Origin of the sequence: Stenotrophomonas sp. PA-6-5C (assembly GCF_021605635.1) — a bacterium.
Lineage (GTDB): Bacteria > Pseudomonadota > Gammaproteobacteria > Xanthomonadales > Xanthomonadaceae > Stenotrophomonas > Stenotrophomonas lactitubi.
The window spans coordinates 55,989-71,402 of record NZ_WKEE01000004.1 but is presented as its reverse complement, the minus strand read 5'-3'; the positions used below and the strand labels follow the sequence as shown (position 1 = coordinate 71,402).

General features: G+C 67.5%; 14 protein-coding genes and 1 other RNA gene. 11 read left to right on the top strand and 4 right to left on the bottom strand.

Features of this window, described 5'->3' with window-relative positions:
• Positions 1-10: 10 nt before the first annotated feature.
• Both GIW57_RS02660 and GIW57_RS02655 read right to left on the bottom strand, forming a co-directional pair.
• Positions 11-379 (bottom strand): YraN family protein, encoded by a 369-nt coding sequence (locus GIW57_RS02660; protein WP_236509088.1) that lies wholly within the window; start codon positions 377-379, stop codon positions 11-13.
• On the bottom strand, positions 369-2,090 hold the full coding sequence (locus tag GIW57_RS02655; protein WP_100462912.1) for a penicillin-binding protein activator: 1,722 nt from the start codon (positions 2,088-2,090) through the stop codon (positions 369-371). Before GIW57_RS02655 ends, GIW57_RS02660 begins: the two co-directional genes overlap by 11 nt.
• A gap of 81 nt (positions 2,091-2,171) precedes the next feature.
• On the opposite strand from GIW57_RS02655, the gene rsmI reads away from it, so the two are divergent.
• Both rsmI and rnpB read left to right on the top strand, forming a co-directional pair.
• A complete protein-coding gene (gene rsmI, locus GIW57_RS02650) occupies positions 2,172-2,990 on the top strand; it encodes a 16S rRNA (cytidine(1402)-2'-O)-methyltransferase (RefSeq protein WP_089238759.1) in 819 nt (272 codons plus the stop codon).
• Between the two features lie 172 nt (positions 2,991-3,162).
• Positions 3,163-3,514: RNase P RNA component class A (rnpB, locus tag GIW57_RS02645), an RNA gene on the top strand.
• Positions 3,515-3,592: 78 nt separating this feature from the next.
• Here the strand turns inward: rnpB and GIW57_RS02640 are convergent.
• Both GIW57_RS02640 and GIW57_RS02635 read right to left on the bottom strand, forming a co-directional pair.
• Positions 3,593-4,072 (bottom strand): DM13 domain-containing protein, encoded by a 480-nt coding sequence (locus GIW57_RS02640; RefSeq protein WP_236509087.1) that lies wholly within the window; start codon positions 4,070-4,072, stop codon positions 3,593-3,595.
• A gap of 320 nt (positions 4,073-4,392) precedes the next feature.
• Positions 4,393-5,145, bottom strand: a complete 753-nt coding sequence (locus GIW57_RS02635) for an NRDE family protein (RefSeq protein ID WP_236509086.1) — start codon at positions 5,143-5,145, stop codon at positions 4,393-4,395.
• A 324-nt stretch (positions 5,146-5,469) separates the two neighbouring features.
• On the opposite strand from GIW57_RS02635, the gene mraZ reads away from it, so the two are divergent.
• The 9 genes from mraZ to murG are packed head-to-tail and all read left to right on the top strand — an operon-like array spanning position 5,470 to position 15,375.
• On the top strand, positions 5,470-5,916 hold the full coding sequence (mraZ, locus tag GIW57_RS02630) for a division/cell wall cluster transcriptional repressor MraZ (protein ID WP_025876601.1): 447 nt from the start codon (positions 5,470-5,472) through the stop codon (positions 5,914-5,916).
• Between the two features lie 14 nt (positions 5,917-5,930).
• The gene (gene rsmH, locus GIW57_RS02625) at positions 5,931-6,899 is read left to right on the top strand and encodes a 16S rRNA (cytosine(1402)-N(4))-methyltransferase RsmH (protein ID WP_229978800.1); all 969 of its coding nucleotides are present in this window, start codon (positions 5,931-5,933) and stop codon (positions 6,897-6,899) included.
• The gene (gene ftsL, locus GIW57_RS02620) at positions 6,896-7,159 is read left to right on the top strand and encodes a cell division protein FtsL (protein ID WP_025876599.1); all 264 of its coding nucleotides are present in this window, start codon (positions 6,896-6,898) and stop codon (positions 7,157-7,159) included. The genes rsmH and ftsL overlap by 4 nt, the downstream gene beginning before the upstream one ends.
• Positions 7,156-9,000 (top strand): penicillin-binding protein 2, encoded by a 1,845-nt coding sequence (locus tag GIW57_RS02615; RefSeq protein WP_236509085.1) that lies wholly within the window; start codon positions 7,156-7,158, stop codon positions 8,998-9,000. The genes ftsL and GIW57_RS02615 overlap by 4 nt, the downstream gene beginning before the upstream one ends.
• On the top strand, positions 8,997-10,505 hold the full coding sequence (locus tag GIW57_RS02610) for a UDP-N-acetylmuramoyl-L-alanyl-D-glutamate--2,6-diaminopimelate ligase (RefSeq protein WP_100462917.1): 1,509 nt from the start codon (positions 8,997-8,999) through the stop codon (positions 10,503-10,505). Before GIW57_RS02615 ends, GIW57_RS02610 begins: the two co-directional genes overlap by 4 nt.
• The gene (gene murF, locus GIW57_RS02605; protein ID WP_100551563.1) at positions 10,502-11,896 is read left to right on the top strand and encodes a UDP-N-acetylmuramoyl-tripeptide--D-alanyl-D-alanine ligase; all 1,395 of its coding nucleotides are present in this window, start codon (positions 10,502-10,504) and stop codon (positions 11,894-11,896) included. Before GIW57_RS02610 ends, murF begins: the two co-directional genes overlap by 4 nt.
• Positions 11,886-12,971, top strand: a complete 1,086-nt coding sequence (gene mraY / locus GIW57_RS02600; protein ID WP_025876592.1) for a phospho-N-acetylmuramoyl-pentapeptide-transferase — start codon at positions 11,886-11,888, stop codon at positions 12,969-12,971. The genes murF and mraY overlap by 11 nt, the downstream gene beginning before the upstream one ends.
• Positions 12,971-14,290 (top strand): putative lipid II flippase FtsW, encoded by a 1,320-nt coding sequence (ftsW, locus tag GIW57_RS02595; protein WP_100462919.1) that lies wholly within the window; start codon positions 12,971-12,973, stop codon positions 14,288-14,290. The genes mraY and ftsW overlap by 1 nt, the downstream gene beginning before the upstream one ends.
• Complete coding sequence (murG, locus tag GIW57_RS02590) at positions 14,287-15,375, top strand: undecaprenyldiphospho-muramoylpentapeptide beta-N-acetylglucosaminyltransferase (protein ID WP_100462920.1); 1,089 nt, start codon at positions 14,287-14,289, stop codon at positions 15,373-15,375. Before ftsW ends, murG begins: the two co-directional genes overlap by 4 nt.
• Positions 15,376-15,414 lie beyond the last annotated feature (39 nt).

Genomic DNA, 15,414 nt, shown 5'->3' with positions numbered 1-15,414 from the left:
ACGGTACCCATCAGCAATCATCCAACCGGAACGCATCGCGCAGCCAGTGCAGCTGCGGCGGATCACCAGTAGCTTCAACCACATCAAAGCGGCAGGGCGCATTGGCCACCGCAGGATGTTCCTGCAGATACAGCTGTGCGGCATGCACCAGCCGCCGGCATTTGCGTGGATCGACCGAGGCCGCGCCGCCACCGAAGTCCTGCCGTGCGCGGTAGCGCACTTCCACGAAGACCACAGTACCAGCGTCATCCATCACCAGGTCCAGTTCACCGCCGCGATAACGCACGTTGCGTGCGCGCGGCCGCAAGCCGGCCTGCTGCAGATGCTGCTCGGCGGCGGCTTCCACCGCCGAGCCACGTTGCAGGTGCTCAGCGACCACCGGCGATCGGCATCGGCCGGCCACCGCTGAAGGTCGACCATGCCGGCTGGCGCAGGATGTTGCCGTTGCTGTCCAGGTACAGCGTGCCGGTGGCGCCGTCGAGGCCGCCTTCGGTGGCCAGCTTGTCCAGGTAGGCACTGATCTTCCACGCATCGGCGCCGAAGGCGAACAGGCGGCTGGCCGCGCCGCGCGCGCTGGGCAGGGTCTGCACGACCTGGGCAGCGGACGGCACACCGGACACGCTGCGCACGTTCCAGGCTTCGTTCGGGTAGATGATGCCGTCCAGCGCCACGTCTTCTTCGACCTTGCCGCTGCCGGTGGTCAGCTGCGAGGTACCCACGCGGGTGGCGCCACCGGCACCGGCCAGTGCCAGCTGCGGCGCCAGCAGGCGGGCCTGCGGTGCACGTACGGCCAGGAACACCGCATCGACCGCGCCGGCATTGCGTACCTGTGCGCTGACATCACCCACCGTTTCGCTGACAGCGATGGTGGCGGCGACGCTGCCGCCGCGCTGGGCAAAGCGCTGTGCGAACGCGGCAGCGGCGCGGCGGCCGGTGTCGTCGCTGCTGTTGATCACCAGCGCCTTGCTGCGTTCGCGGCCACGCATGTATTCGGCGGCGACGATGCCGTCGTCTTCCGGCGCCAGCGAGAAACCGGCGCTGCCGGCCGGCGGCGCATCCTTGCCGCGGTTCAGGCCCAGCACCGGCACCGGCAGTTGCTGGCGGCCATACACGGCATCCACCTCGTCGCGGCCGAGCGGGCCGACCACGAAGTCGGCGCCGGAGGCCACGGCTTTGTCATACGCAGCCAGCGCACCGGCCGGGGTACCGGCGGTGTCGAAGAAGTTGACCTCCGGACGACGGCGGGTTTCGCCGTAGTACGCGCTGAGCAGACCATCACGTACCGGCTGCGCGGCGGTGGCCAGGCGGCCGCTGAGCGGCAGCAGCACGGCCAGCTTGGCCGGCGGGCGGTAGCCATCGCTCATCGCCGGCGGGCGCTTGCTGGTGTCGAACTGGGCGGCGCCATCGCGATCGAACGGGCGCGGCAGCGGCAGGCCGCGGGCGATCAGCGCGCGGCCTGCGAAGTTGTACAGCGGGTCATTGGCCGGCAATGCGGCGGCGCGGCCGCGCAGGGTGGCATCGTCGAGGGTGCCGAGCAGCCCGGAGATGGCCGCCTGGTTCTCGCTGCGCGCAGCGCCGGCCAGACCGGCATGCGCACGGGCGCGTTCGGTGGCGGCGCCGAACGCATCGCCGGTGGCCTGCAGGGCATTGGCGCGGGCCACGTACCAGCGCGTGCGCAGGCTCGGGTGCACGTTGTCGCCATGATCCTTCAGCAGGGCCAGCGCCTGCGCCGGCTGCTTGTCGGCCAGCGCCAGCTCGGCACTGGCCAGCTGGTAACGCTGCAGGCTGGCACCGTTCACCTGGCGGGCGGTTACCTGGCCCAGCAGGCTGCGCGCGCGGGCGCTGTCGCCGGCCAGATGCCAGGCCCAGGCCGCATCGGCCAGGGCGTTGCTGCGGGCACCACCGCGCAGGGTGGCGGCCAGCGCTTCCAGTTGCAGGGCGGCGTCGCGCGGCTTGCCTTGTTCGATCAGCGCCAGCGCCTGGCTCTGGGCCGGCGATTCGGGCGCGCTGACGAGGCTGGTGGTGGCACAACCGGCCAGCAGCATCAACGACAGCGACAGGGCAGAGATGCGTGCGGCGGGCTTGTTCATGATCGGGTCCATGCGATGAGGGCAGCGGCCTTGGCCAGGTACACGCTAGGATTCTACCCTTGCCCCGTGAGTACCGCTGAAATGAGTGTCCCAACCCTGTATGTCGTCGCCACGCCGATCGGCAACCTGGCCGATCTGAGCCCGCGCGCGCAGGAAGTGCTGCGTTCGGTGGCGGCCATCTGCGCCGAGGACACCCGCCGCAGCGGCCAGCTGCTGTCCCATTTCGGCATCCAGCAGCCGCTGGTGGCCCTGCACGAGCACAACGAAGAGGCCTTGGCCCAGCGCCTGGTGGCGCGCCTGCAGGCGGGTGAGTCGCTGGCGCTGGTCAGCGATGCCGGCACCCCGCTGGTCAGCGATCCGGGCTTCCGCCTGGTGCGTGCCGCGCGCGCGGCCGGCATCAAGGTCAGCCCGATTCCCGGCGCCTGCGCCGCCATTGCCGCGTTGAGCGTGGCCGGCCTGCCCAGTGATCGCTTCACCTTCGAGGGCTTCCTGCCGGCCAAGGCCAGTGGCCGCCGCGATCGCCTGCAGGGGTTGGCCGGCGAAGTGCGCACGATGGTGTTCTACGAATCCTCGCACCGCATTACCGAATCCCTGGCCGACATGGCGGCGATCTTTGGCGGCGAACGCCCGGCCGTGCTGGCGCGTGAGCTGACCAAGCTGTTCGAGACCGTGCTGGATGGCGACCTGGCCGGGCTGCTGGCGCAGGTGGAAGCGGACGACAACCAGCGCAAGGGCGAGTTCGTGGTGATGGTGCAGGGCGCTGGCGATGATGCCGAGGCGCAGCTGGCCCATGGCCGTCAGGTCTACGCCAAGCTGAGCGAGCACCTGCCGCCGTCGACCGCGGCCAAGCTGGCGGCCGAAATGACCGGTGCGCCGCGCAAGGCGTTGTACGGTAGTTGAGCGGCGTTGGGTGAATCACAGCCACGCATGGCGTGGCTCTACTGCACATCCACGCCATGCGTGGATGAGGAAAGCCCGAGGCGTAGTAGATCCACGCCATGCGTGGATGGATGAACCGCGCGCCGTAATCAACCCGGCAGGGCCGGTCCACGTGCGGTAGAATGCGCGCGGCGGAGTCGGCCAGACAGTCGCGTCATCCCTTCGGGGATGCCGAGGAAAGTCCGGGCTCCATAGGGCAAGGTGCCAGGTAACGCCTGGGCGGCGCAAGCCGACGGAAAGTGCAACAGAAAGATACCGCCTACGTCTTCTTCGGAAGGCCGGTAAGGGTGAAATGGTGCGGTAAGAGCGCACCGCGAGTCTGGCAACAGACCGGTACGGCAAACCCCACCTGGAGCAAGACCAAATAGGGATCCATTGGCGCGGCCCGCGTTGGATCCGGGTAGGTTGCTTGAGCGTTGCGGCGACGTAACGCCTAGAGGAATGACTGTCCACGACAGAACCCGGCTTATCGGCCGGCTCCGCCCCTTCATTCCATCCACGCATGGCGTGGATCTACTTGGTAGTGCCGGCCGCTGGCCGGCACCCGGAATCCGGTGCCGGCCTCAGCCCGGCTTCCGGTACTGCCCGGCGGAAATGAACTGCGAGAAGCGCTCGCACCACACCACTACGGTGGTGAACTCGTCCACGTCCACGTTGGCCGGCACATCCACCAGGAAGCGGTTGAAGGTCTTGACCTCGCCGATACGCTGGGCCTTGTCCTTGATCTTCAGGAAGTCGGCCTTGTTGTCGACGAAGTCGTGGACCAGGTACACCTTGTAGTCCGGGCCCGGGCCCATCTTGCCGTCGAAGGCGACCTGGCGGGCGCTGACGCTGACCTTGCCTTCGGCCCAATGCACCGCATCACTGCCTTTGAGGTCGCGACGGAAGGTGGTGTGGTAAGTGGCGTCGGCCATCGCGGTCTGTACCTGCTCGACCGGCGGATCGTCGGGGGCGATCAGGATGGGCAGGAAATACACGCCAAGGCCGAAGCCAAGGCCGAGGGTGAGTACGTGGGTGGCGAGCAGGATGAGGATGCGGCGCATGGGGCCTCCTTGTGGGTGTGGATCGCGCGGCATGGCGCCGGGCAGGACCACCTTGGGAGGCTGAGGGCGACATTTATAGACACAGTGCCGAAAGCGAAAAGGGCACAGCGGGGTGCCTGTGGTGCTGCAACCCTTGTGGCAGAGGCGTGTATTGGTCGCGCCCGGAAGCTGAATGACGCGTTTGGTCTGTCCCGTCGACGCCCCATTTGATGGAGAACACGACACGCCGGCCGCTGGTAGTGCCGGCCGCTGGCTGTCAGGCGCGTGACCTGCCCGTAGAGGTAGAGGTTGCCGGCCAGCGGCCGGCACTACCCTTGCAGTCAGAAAATGACGTGACTCTGTCCGCTGGGTACACCTTGCGGTCCAAAGCGACGTTCATGGATTTCGCCGTGGCCGTTCGCGTCAATCAGCAGCACGGTGCTGGCGCGGGTGCCGTAATCGTCGCCACGGATGAAGGCGGGGCTGAGCCAGCGTTCGCGCTCCAGGCCGATGCCGGTATCGGGAAGGGCGCTGTCGGCCGGGCGATGTTCGTCGGCCAGAGCATTCCAGAGTGGGGCAAGCGAGCCGGCGTCGGCCGCCAGCCAGGCCGATAGTGCGTCCATCAACCGTCGGGTCTTCGGCCAGGGCGCGTCGATGGCGCCATTGGACATGCCATGTACGCCGGGGCCAAGCGTCTGCCGCTCGGCCGGGTGGTTGCCCAGGTACTCCAGGCTGTTGCCATCGGCCAGCAGCAGGTTGAACGGGGCGTAGGCCGCGGAGATTCCGGCCAGACGTTCTATATGCGTACCCGCCGGATCGCGGCCACGCAGGTAGTCGGCCACCAGGGCACCACGGGATGGCCCGGTCTGGGACGCCTGCGGATCGCGCACGTTTGTCACCACCGCCATCCGGCCGCCGGCACCGACGCCGGCCCAGCCGCCGCCGGAGCGCAGGTCGCGCCCGCCGATGACGGACGTCTCATCCTGCCAAGGGGCCAGGGCCGCGGTCGGGCGGGCGTGGAACTCATCACGGTTGCCGGCCATGACCAACCGCCAGCGCGGGTGGTGCAGCCAGCCAAGAGCAAGCAGGCACATGGGGCCATTGTGCCCGGTTTGCGCAGAGCGGCGTCGCTTCCGGGCCGTTCTGGATGAATGCGCAGGCCATGTTTCACGCGGCCTCCACACCCCTGAACTTCCGTTCAATCTCAAAAATTGAGACGGATCAGCAACTTGTGGATAAACCTTGAACAACTCTCTAAACATTGTTGCAAGCCATTGATGCGGCTGGCGATTTCCCTGCTGAAAAGTTGTTGACAACCCTTGGGCCGCTGCTAAGGTGGGCATCAGAGGGAAATCCGGGTGTTTTGTGGATTTTCGTGGTTCAATGTTTCACCGGGCGAAGGATAAGGTGCAGGCGTCGTGTTCCAGGGCGAGACGGCCATCACAGTTGACGACAAAGGACGCATGGCGGTTCCCACCGCTCACCGCGACCTGGTTGCGCGCGTCAGCAACAACCGTCTCGTGCTGACCTACAACCCCTTCGAATCGGGCTGCCTGTGGCTGTATGCCGAGTCGGAATGGGAGCGGGTACGCGACGACGTCATGTCCAAACCCAACACACAGCGCGTCGTACGTCTGCTGCAGCAGAAGCTGGTCGGTTCAGCCGCCCACCTGGAGCTGGACGGCAACGGTCGCATCAGCATTCCCGCCAGCCACCGCGGTGCGGTGGGCATTGAGAAGAAGGCGGTATTGCTCGGTATGGGCGACAAATTCGAATTGTGGAGCGAGCAGGCGCATCGGGCCCTGATCCAGCAGACGTTGTCTGATGAGGATCTGGGTGATGGGTTGCTCGACCTGAAGTTGTGAGCCGGGGTGCCCGGATGCGCCCAGAAGCGCAGACCGGTCACCTTCCGGTGTCGCAGTCGCCGGCGGTGCATCTGCCGGTCCTGTACACCCAGGTCCTGGAAGGCCTGAGGGTGATCGAAAACGGACGTTATCTGGATGGCACGTTCGGTCGTGGCGGTCATGCACGTGGCGTGCTCACCCAGCTCGGTCCCGAGGGACGCCTGCTGGTCATGGACAAGGATCCGGAAGCCATTGCCGTTGCCGAGCGCGATTTCGCGCCGGACCCGCGCGTGTCGATCTTCCGCGGCAGCTTCGCCCAGCTGCTGCAGTGGAACGAGACCGCCGAAGGCCTGGATGGCGTGCTGTTCGATCTTGGCGTGTCCTCGCCGCAGCTGGATGTCGCCGAGCGTGGTTTCAGCTTCGGCAAGGACGGCCCGCTGGACATGCGCATGGACCCGGACAGTGGCGAAAGCGCTGCGCAGTGGATCAACCGCGTGGAAGATCGTGAGATCGCCGATGTGCTGTGGACCTACGGCGAAGAGCGGCAGAGCCGGCGCATCGCCCGCGCCATCGTGGCCCGCCGTGAGAAGCAGCCGTTTACCCGCACCGCCGAACTGGCCGAGCTGATCGCCTCGGTGATGCCGCGTGGCAAGGACAAGATCCACCCGGCCACGCGCAGCTTCCAGGCCATCCGCATCCACATCAACCGCGAACTGGCCGACCTTGAAGCTGGCCTGGACGCGGCGGTGGAGCGCCTGAAGCCCGGTGGCCGCTTGGCGGTGATCAGCTTCCACTCGCTGGAAGACCGCATCGTCAAGCAGTACATGAACCGCCTGGCCAAGGCACCGCCGGCCAACCGCCGGCTGCCCGAAGCGCAGGTGTTCGTGCCGACGCTGGACCTGATCGGCGGCGCCATCAAGGCCACCGACGAAGAGCTGGCGATGAACCCGCGCGCCCGCAGCGCCGTGCTGCGTGTGGCCCAGAAGCGGGAGGCCGATGCATGAGCCGGCTGCTGCTGATCATCCTGCTGGCCTGCACCGTGGCCTCGGCGATCGGCGTCGTGTTCGTGCGTCACCGTCACCGGCAGACGTTCATCGAGCTGTCGCGCGCCGAGCGTGCGCGTGATGACCTGAACATCGAATTCGGCCGCCTGCAGCTGGAGCAGGCGACCCTGGCCGAGGCCAACCGGGTCGACAGCATCGCCCGCGAAAAGCTCGGCATGAAGTTCCCCGAGGCCGCCGACGTCGTGGTGGTGCGCCCATGAGCAAGACCGGCCGCAACCGTCCCCGCAACGCCTTCAACCTGCGCCAGCGCCTGCGCTGGGTGGCCCTGGCACTCGGCCTGTGCTCGGTGTCACTGGTCGGTCGTGCCGCCTACGTGCAGATCATCAACAGCGACTTCTACCAGCGCCAGGGCGAAGCGCGGTACCTGCGCGAACTGCCGATCAAGACCTCGCGCGGCATGATCACCGACCGCAACGGCGAGCCGCTGGCGGTGTCCACGCCGGTCGCCTCGATCTGGGTCAACCCGCAGGACCTGCTGCGTTCGCCCGAGCGCATCCCCGAGCTGGCACAGGCGGTGGGCATGTCGGTGGACGAGCTGAGCAGCCGCCTGTCGCAGAAGTCGGACAAGGAATTCATGTACCTGCGTCGCCGGATCAATCCGGACGAGGCAGAGCGCGTAGTCGCACTGAAGATTCCGGGCGTGGCGGCACAGCGCGAGTTCCGCCGCTTCTACCCGCAGGGTGAAGCGATGGCGCACGTGCTGGGCTTCACCAACATCGACGACCGCGGCCAGGAGGGCCTGGAGCTGGCCTTCGACGAATGGCTGCGCGGCAAGCCCGGCGGCAAGCGGGTGATCCGCAACCGCAAAGGCGAGACGGTCGAGAGCGACCTGCTGCATGCCGCCGAGCCGGGCAAGGACCTGACCCTCAGCATCGACCGCCGCATCCAGTACCTGGCCTTCAAGGAACTGCGCAACGCGCTGGTGGCCAACAAGGCGGCCGGCGGTTCGATGGTGATCATGGACGTGACCACCGGCGAGATCCTGGCCATGGTCAACCTGCCGACCTACAACCCCAATTCTGTGGGCGGCGCGGCCCCGGACACCCGCCGCAACCGCGCGGTCACCGATCTGGTCGAGCCGGGTTCGACGATGAAGCCGTTGACCATCGCCACCGCGCTGCAGGCCGGTGCGGTGACCAAGGACACCGTCATCGACACCAACCCGGGCTATATGACCCTGGGGCGTTTCACCATCCGCGACGTGCCGCGCAACAACGGCGTGCTGAACGTCACCGGCGTGATCACCCGCAGCTCGAACGTGGGTGCGGCCAAGGTCGCAGCGAAAATGCCCGACCAGGTGTTCTACGACGGTGTGCGCCGCTTCGGCTACGGCTCGGTACCGCACAGCGGCTTCCCGGGCGAGTCGGGTGGCGTGGTACTGCGTCCGGCCCGCTGGTCGGGCACCACCAAGACCACCATGTCCTACGGCTATGGCCTGAATGTCACGCCGTTGCAGATCGCCACCGCGTATTCGGCGCTGGCCAACGGCGGACGCCTGATCGCACCGACCTTCGTCAAAGGCCAGCGCAACGAAGGCCAGCAGATCATCGACGAGAACGTCGCCAAGCAGGTGGTGGCGATGATGGAAACGGTGGTCACCCAAGGCGGCGCCAAGCAGGCGGCGGTGCTGGGTTATCGCGTGGCCGGCAAGACCGGTACCGCGCGCAAGACCGGCCCTGGCGGTTACGAGCGTGGCCACTACAACGCGCTGTTCGCCGGCGTGGTGCCGGCCACCAATCCGCGGTTTGCCACCGTCATCGTCATCAACGACCCGCAGGGCGGCAAGTTCTTCGGCGGCCTGGTGTCGGCGCCGGTCTATCACAACGTGATGGAAGGCACCCTGCGCCTGATGGACGTGCCGCTGGACGACCTGCAGTCGTGGCTGGCTGCGCAGCAGTCCGGAAAGATCGGCCATTCGGCGTCGGTACTGCCGGTGCCGCCGGCCGAAGCCGCACTGCCGGTGGATGCCGCCGCTGAATTCGATGCCGCGCTGCCCAGCGCGCAACCCCATGTGCCACCCGCTACGGGAGGCACGCAATGAGTCCTTCGATGTTGCTTTCGCAGTTGCTTCCGGACGTGGCCCTGGCGGGCCATGATCCCGTTCTGACCGGCCTGGTGCTGGACAGCCGTGCCGTGCGCCCCGGCAATGCCTTCGTCGCCATCGCCGGTTTCGGCGCGCATGGCCTGGGCTTTGTCGAGCAGGCGCGCGCAGCCGGCGCCGGCGCCATCCTGTTCGAAGCACCGGCGCCCGCCGAACTGCCTGCACCGGCCGATGCCATCGCCGTGCCGGACCTGCGTGCGCGGCTGGGTGCGATGGCCGACCAGTTCCATGGCGCGCCTTCGCGTGCGATGACCATGGTTGGCGTGACCGGTACCAACGGCAAGACCTCCACCGTGCAGCTGCTGGCCCAGGCCTGGCATCTGCTCGGTACGCCCAGTGGCAGTATCGGCACGTTGGGCGCCGGACTTTATGGTGCCGTCGAGCCGACCGGTTTCACCACGCCGCTGGTGCTGCAGATGCATGCACTGCTGGCACAGCTGCGCGACGACGGCGCGCGTGCGGTGGCGATGGAAGTCAGCTCGCATGCGCTGGACCAGGGTCGCGTGGATGCCGTGCACTACGACGTGGCGGTGTTCACCAATCTCACCCGCGATCACCTCGATTACCACGGCGACATGGCCAGCTACGGCGCGGCCAAGGCGCGGTTGTTCCATCGTCCGGGCCTGAAGGCGGCGGTGATCAATCTTGACGATGCATTTGGTCGCCAGCTGTTCGTCGGCCTGCCGGCGGGCGTGCAGGCGATCGGCCTGAGCTCGCGCGGTGCCGACGGCGCCAACGTGCGCGCCGACGCACTGCAGCTGGATGGCCGCGGCATCGGTTTCGAGCTGATCATCGACGGCCAGCGCGCTGCGGTGCAGTCGCCGCTGCTGGGCCGCTTCAACGTGGACAACCTGCTGGCCGTGGCGGGCAGCCTGCACGCGCTGGGGCATCCGCTGCCGCGCATCGCCGAGGTGCTGTCGGCGCTGCAGCCGATCCGTGGCCGCATGAACCGCCTCGGCGGCGAAGACGGCCTGCCGACCGTGGTGGTTGATTACGCACACACCCCCGACGCGCTGGAGCAGGCGCTGGACAGCCTGCACGGCCACCTGCAGGGCACGCTGTTCTGCGTGTTCGGCTGCGGTGGCGAGCGCGATACCGGCAAGCGCCCGCAAATGGCTGCGATTGCCGAACGACTGGCCAACCAGGTCATCGTCACCGACGACAACCCGCGTGGTGAAGATGGCGACGTGATCGTGGCCGATATCCTGGCCGGCTTCGCTGATGCCTCCACCGTGACCGTGCAGCGCAACCGCGCGCGCGCGATCGGCCTGGCGGTGAAGCGTGCCGGTGACGGCGACATCATCCTGATTGCCGGCAAGGGCCATGAGCCGTACCAGGAAGTGAATGGCGTGCGCCATGATTTCGACGACACCGAAGTGGCCGCTGCTGCACTGGCCGCCAAGGTCGGTGTGCTTGCAGCGCAGGCCGGGGAGGGCGCGGCATGAAGCGCACCCTGCTTTCGCTGATCGCCCATTGGGCCGGTGGCGAGATCCACGGCGACGACGTGGCCATCGATGCCATCAGCAACGATACCCGCAGCCTTGGCCCGGGCAGCCTGTACGTGGCGCTGCGGGGCGAACGCTTCGACGGCCATGACTTCGCCGCCGACGCGCAGGCACGTGGCGCCAGCGCGCTGCTGGTCGAGCGCCTGCTGCCGCTGGACCTGCCGCAGGTGCTGGTGGCCGACAGCGAGCGCGCGCTGGCGAAGATCGCCGCCGGCATGCAGCGCGACCGTGCCACCGAACTGTTCGCCATCACCGGCAGCAACGGCAAGACCAGTGTGAAGAGCCTGCTGCTGGCGATCCTGCAGCAGGTGGCCCAGCACGCACACAAGGTGGTCTACGCCAACCCGGGCAACCGCAACAACGAGATCGGCCTGCCGCTGGCAGTGATCGACGCCCCGGAAGATGCCGACTACGCCGTCTACGAGATGGGCGCCGGCAAGCCGGGCGACATCGCTTACCTGACCGACATCGCGCGCCCGCGCTATGCCCTGGTCAACAACATCGCCCCGGCCCACCTGGAGCGGATGGGCAGCTTGCTCGGCGTTGCCGTGACCAAGGGCGCGATCTACGCCGCACTGCCGGCCGATGGCGTGGCGGTGATCAATGTCGACGATGCCTACGGGCGCTGGTTCGAACAGCATTTCATCGGTACCCCGGCACGTTGCCGGGTGCTGCGCTATGGTCTGGAACACACCGCCGACGTCACCGCGCGCGACATCCGCGCCGGTGCGCAGGGCAGCCGCTTCACCCTGGTCACGCCGATGGGCGAGGCGGGCGTGGTGCTGGGTCTGCCGGGCCGCCACAACATCAGCAATGCACTGGCCGCCGCCAGCCTGGCGCTTGCCGCTGGCATCGAGCTGTCACTGGTGGCTACCGGCCTGGCCGAAGCACAGCCGGTGCCGGGCCGCCAGATCGCCCATCAGCTGCACAACGGCGCGGTGCTGGTGGACGACAGCTACAACGCCAACCCCGGTTCGCTGGCCGCCGCCATCGACGCGCTGGCCGCCGCACCGGAAGAGGGCTGGCTGGTGCTGGGCGACATGCGCGAGCTGGGCCCCGATGCCGAGGCGCTGCATGCACAGGCGGGTATCCGCGCGCGTGCCGCCGGCCTCAAGCGCCTGTATGCACTGGGCCCGCTCAGTGCCGCCGCTGCCGCCGCGTTTGGCGAGGGCGGACGCCATTTCACCACCCATGACGCGCTGTCGCAGGCGCTGAAGGACGAGCTGCACGCCGGCGTGCGCTGCCTGGTCAAGGGTTCCCGTGGCAGCGCCATGGACACGATTGTCAAAGCGCTGCTGGCGCAAGGAGAGGAATCCCCGCATGTTGTATGAACTGGCTCGATGGTTGCAGCAGTTGGAGAGCCTGTTCGGGCTGTTCAACTACCAGACGTTCCGCGCCATCCTTGCCGCGTTGACGGCGCTGTTCCTGTCGCTGTGGCTCGGCCCGGCGATGATCCGCAAGCTTGCCCAGTTCAAGGGCGGCCAGCCGATCCGGACCGATGGTCCGCAGACCCATTTCTCCAAGGCCGGTACGCCGACCATGGGCGGTTCACTGATCCTGCTCACCGTCACCCTGTCGGTGCTGATGTGGGCTGACCTGCGCAACCGCTACGTGTGGCTGGTGCTGGCGGTGATGCTGTGCTTCGGTGCCATCGGCTGGTACGACGACTGGATCAAGATCGTCCGTCGCGACCCGAACGGCCTGAAGTCGCGCTGGAAGTACCTGCTGCAGTCGATCTTCGGCCTGGCTGCAGGCATCTTCCTGTTCCAGACCGCTGACGTGCCGGCGGCGCTGACCTTCTATATCCCCATGTTCAAGTCGGTGGCGCTGCCGCTGGCCGGCATCGGCTTCGTGGCCATCGCCTACTTCTGGATCGTCGGCTTCTCCAACGCGGTCAACCTGACCGACGGCCTGGATGGGCTGGCGATCATGCCGACCGTGCTGGTGGCCTGTGCGCTGGGCGTGTTCGCCTATGCCTCGGGCAACGCCGTGTTCGCCAACTACCTGCAGATCCCGCAGATTCCGGGCGCCGGTGAGCTGGTCATCATCTGCGCCGCGATTGCGGGTGCAGGGCTGGGCTTCCTCTGGTTCAACACCTATCCGGCCATGGTGTTCATGGGTGATATCGGCGCGCTGTCGCTGGGCGCGGTGCTGGGCACCATCGCAGTGATCACCCGCCAGGAACTGGTGCTGGTGATCATGGGCGGCGTATTCGTCATCGAAACGCTGTCGGTGATGATCCAGGTCGCCTCGTTCAAGCTGACCGGCAAGCGCGTGTTCCGCATGGCGCCGATCCATCACCACTTCGAGCTGAAGGGCTGGCCGGAGCCGCGCGTGATCGTGCGCTTCTGGATCATCTCCGTCGTGCTGGTGCTGATCGGCCTGGCCACGTTGAAGGTACGCTGATGAATGACCTGTCGCACCAGGCAACACGCCTTGAGGCCATCGGTGGCAGCTACGACAAGTGGCTGCTCGGCGCGATGATCGCGCTCACCGGGCTGGGCGTGGTGATGGTCGCGTCCAGCTCGATCGCGTTGATGAGCAGCCCGTTCTACTACCTCAACCGCCACCTGATCTTCCTGGCGGTCGGCATCGTGCTGGCGATCATGGCCGCGCGCACCGAGCTGAAGACCATCGAGCAGTACAACCAGATGCTGCTGCTGGGCTGCTTCGCGCTGCTGGTGGTGGTGTTCGTTCCCGGCCTGGGCAGCAGCGTCAACGGTGCCCGCCGCTGGATCAACCTGGGCATCTCCAAGTTCCAGACGGTCGAAGCGGTGAAGGTGCTCTACATCGTCTGGCTGTCCAGCTACCTGGTGCGCTTCCGCGACGAGGTCAACGCCACCTGGCCGGCGATGCTCAAGCCGCTGGGCGTGGCCGGTGCGCTGGTGGTACTGCTGCTGCTGCAGCCGGACTTCGGCTCATCCACCCTGTTGCTGGCGATCACCGCCGGCATGCTGGTGCTGGGCGGGGTGAACATGCCGCGCATGTCGATGCCGGTGGTGATCGGCCTGGTCGGCATGAGCGCGCTGGCGATCATCGAGCCGTACCGCATGCGCCGCATCACCTCCTTCCTCGACCCGTGGGCCGACCAGCAGGGCGACGGCTACCAGCTGTCCAACGCGCTGATGGCGGTGGGCCGCGGTGAGTGGACCGGCGTCGGCCTGGGCAACTCGGTGCAGAAGCTGTACTACCTGCCCGAGGCGCACACCGACTTCATCTTCTCGGTCACTGCCGAGGAATTCGGCTTCCTCGGCACCTGCACGATCGTGGCCCTGTACGCACTACTGGTCGGCCGCACGTTCTGGCTGGGCATGCGCTGCGTGGAAATGAAGCGCCACTTCTCCGGCTACATCGCCTTCGGCATCGGCCTGTGGATCAGCATGCAGACCTTCGTTTCGATCGGCGTGAACCTGGGCATCCTACCGACCAAGGGCCTGACCCTGCCGCTGATTTCGTCGGGTGGCTCGTCGGTGCTGATGACCTGTGTGGCAATGGGCCTGCTGCTGCGTGTGTCCTATGAATTGAAGCGTGCCGAACGCCGCCAGGCCGTGCGCATGGGCGCTGCTGACGAAGTTGCTGGCCCGGCTGCCGCCGAGGCTTCGGCCGCACCGGTGGCAAAGAACGTGCCGATGGCCGCCGAACCGGCTGCGGCCGAGCCGGCCGCCGTGCGCGGCACCAGCCGCCTGCAGTCGCGCGTCGAACCCACCTTCGGGAGGCTCGGATGAGCGCCGTCCAGAACAACGCCCGGCCGGTGATGATCCTGGCCGGTGGTACCGGGGGGCATATCTTCCCGGGCCTCGCCGTGGCCCGCGTGCTGCGCGCGCGTGGCGTGCCGGTCACCTGGATGGGCGCCGCTGGTGCAATGGAAACCCGTCTGGTTCCGCAGCACGACATCCACATCGATACGCTGGCCATCACCGGTCTGCGTGGCAAGGGCAAGCTGGCCCTGCTGGCTGCGCCGTGGCGTCTGATGCGCGCGCTGCGTGCCGCCGGCCTGATCATCCGTGACCGCCAGCCGCGTGCGGTGGTCGCCTTCGGTGGCTTCGCTTCCGGCCCCGGCGGCATGGCCGCGCGCCTGCACGGCCTGCCGTTGATCGTGCACGAACAGAACCGCGCGCCGGGCCTGACCAACCGCATCCTGTCGCGCTACGCGCGCCGCCTGCTGACTGGTTTCCCGGGCACCTTCGCTGCACGCGAAGAGTTCGTGGGCAACCCGGTGCGCGCTGAAATCGCCGCCGTCGCGCCGCCGGAACAGCGGCTGGCTGATCGCAGCGGTCCGCTGCGCCTGCTGGTGCTGGGCGGCAGCCAGGGCGCACGCGCCCTCAACAGTGGCGTGCCGCAGGCACTGGCCGCAGTCGGTGCGCAGGTGCCGGTGGTGGTGCGTCACCAGAGTGGCGAGAAGCTGCACGCCGAAGCGGTCGAGGCCTATGCCAAGGCCGGCGTGCAGGCTGACATCACGCCGTTCATCGCCGACATGGCCGAAGCCTTCGCCTGGGCCGACCTGGTGGTGTGCCGTGCCGGCGCATCCACGCTGGCCGAACTCTGTGCGGTCGGCATCGGCAGCGTGCTGGTGCCATTCCCCGCCGCCGTCGACGATCACCAGACCCGCAATGCGGAATACCTGGTCGAGCGCGACGCGGCCGTATTGCTGAAGCAGGACGAAACGCTGGCAGACGGCATTGCCGCGCTGCTGCGTGATCTGTCCGAAAATCCCGCCCGCCGCATGCAGATGGCGCAAGCCGCGCGTGCCCTGGCCAAGGTCGATGCCGCCGAGCGCATCGCCGATATCATTCTCGAGGAAGCTGTATGAAGAAGGCACGCTCCAGCGCCTGCCCTGCGCGAGGCCGCG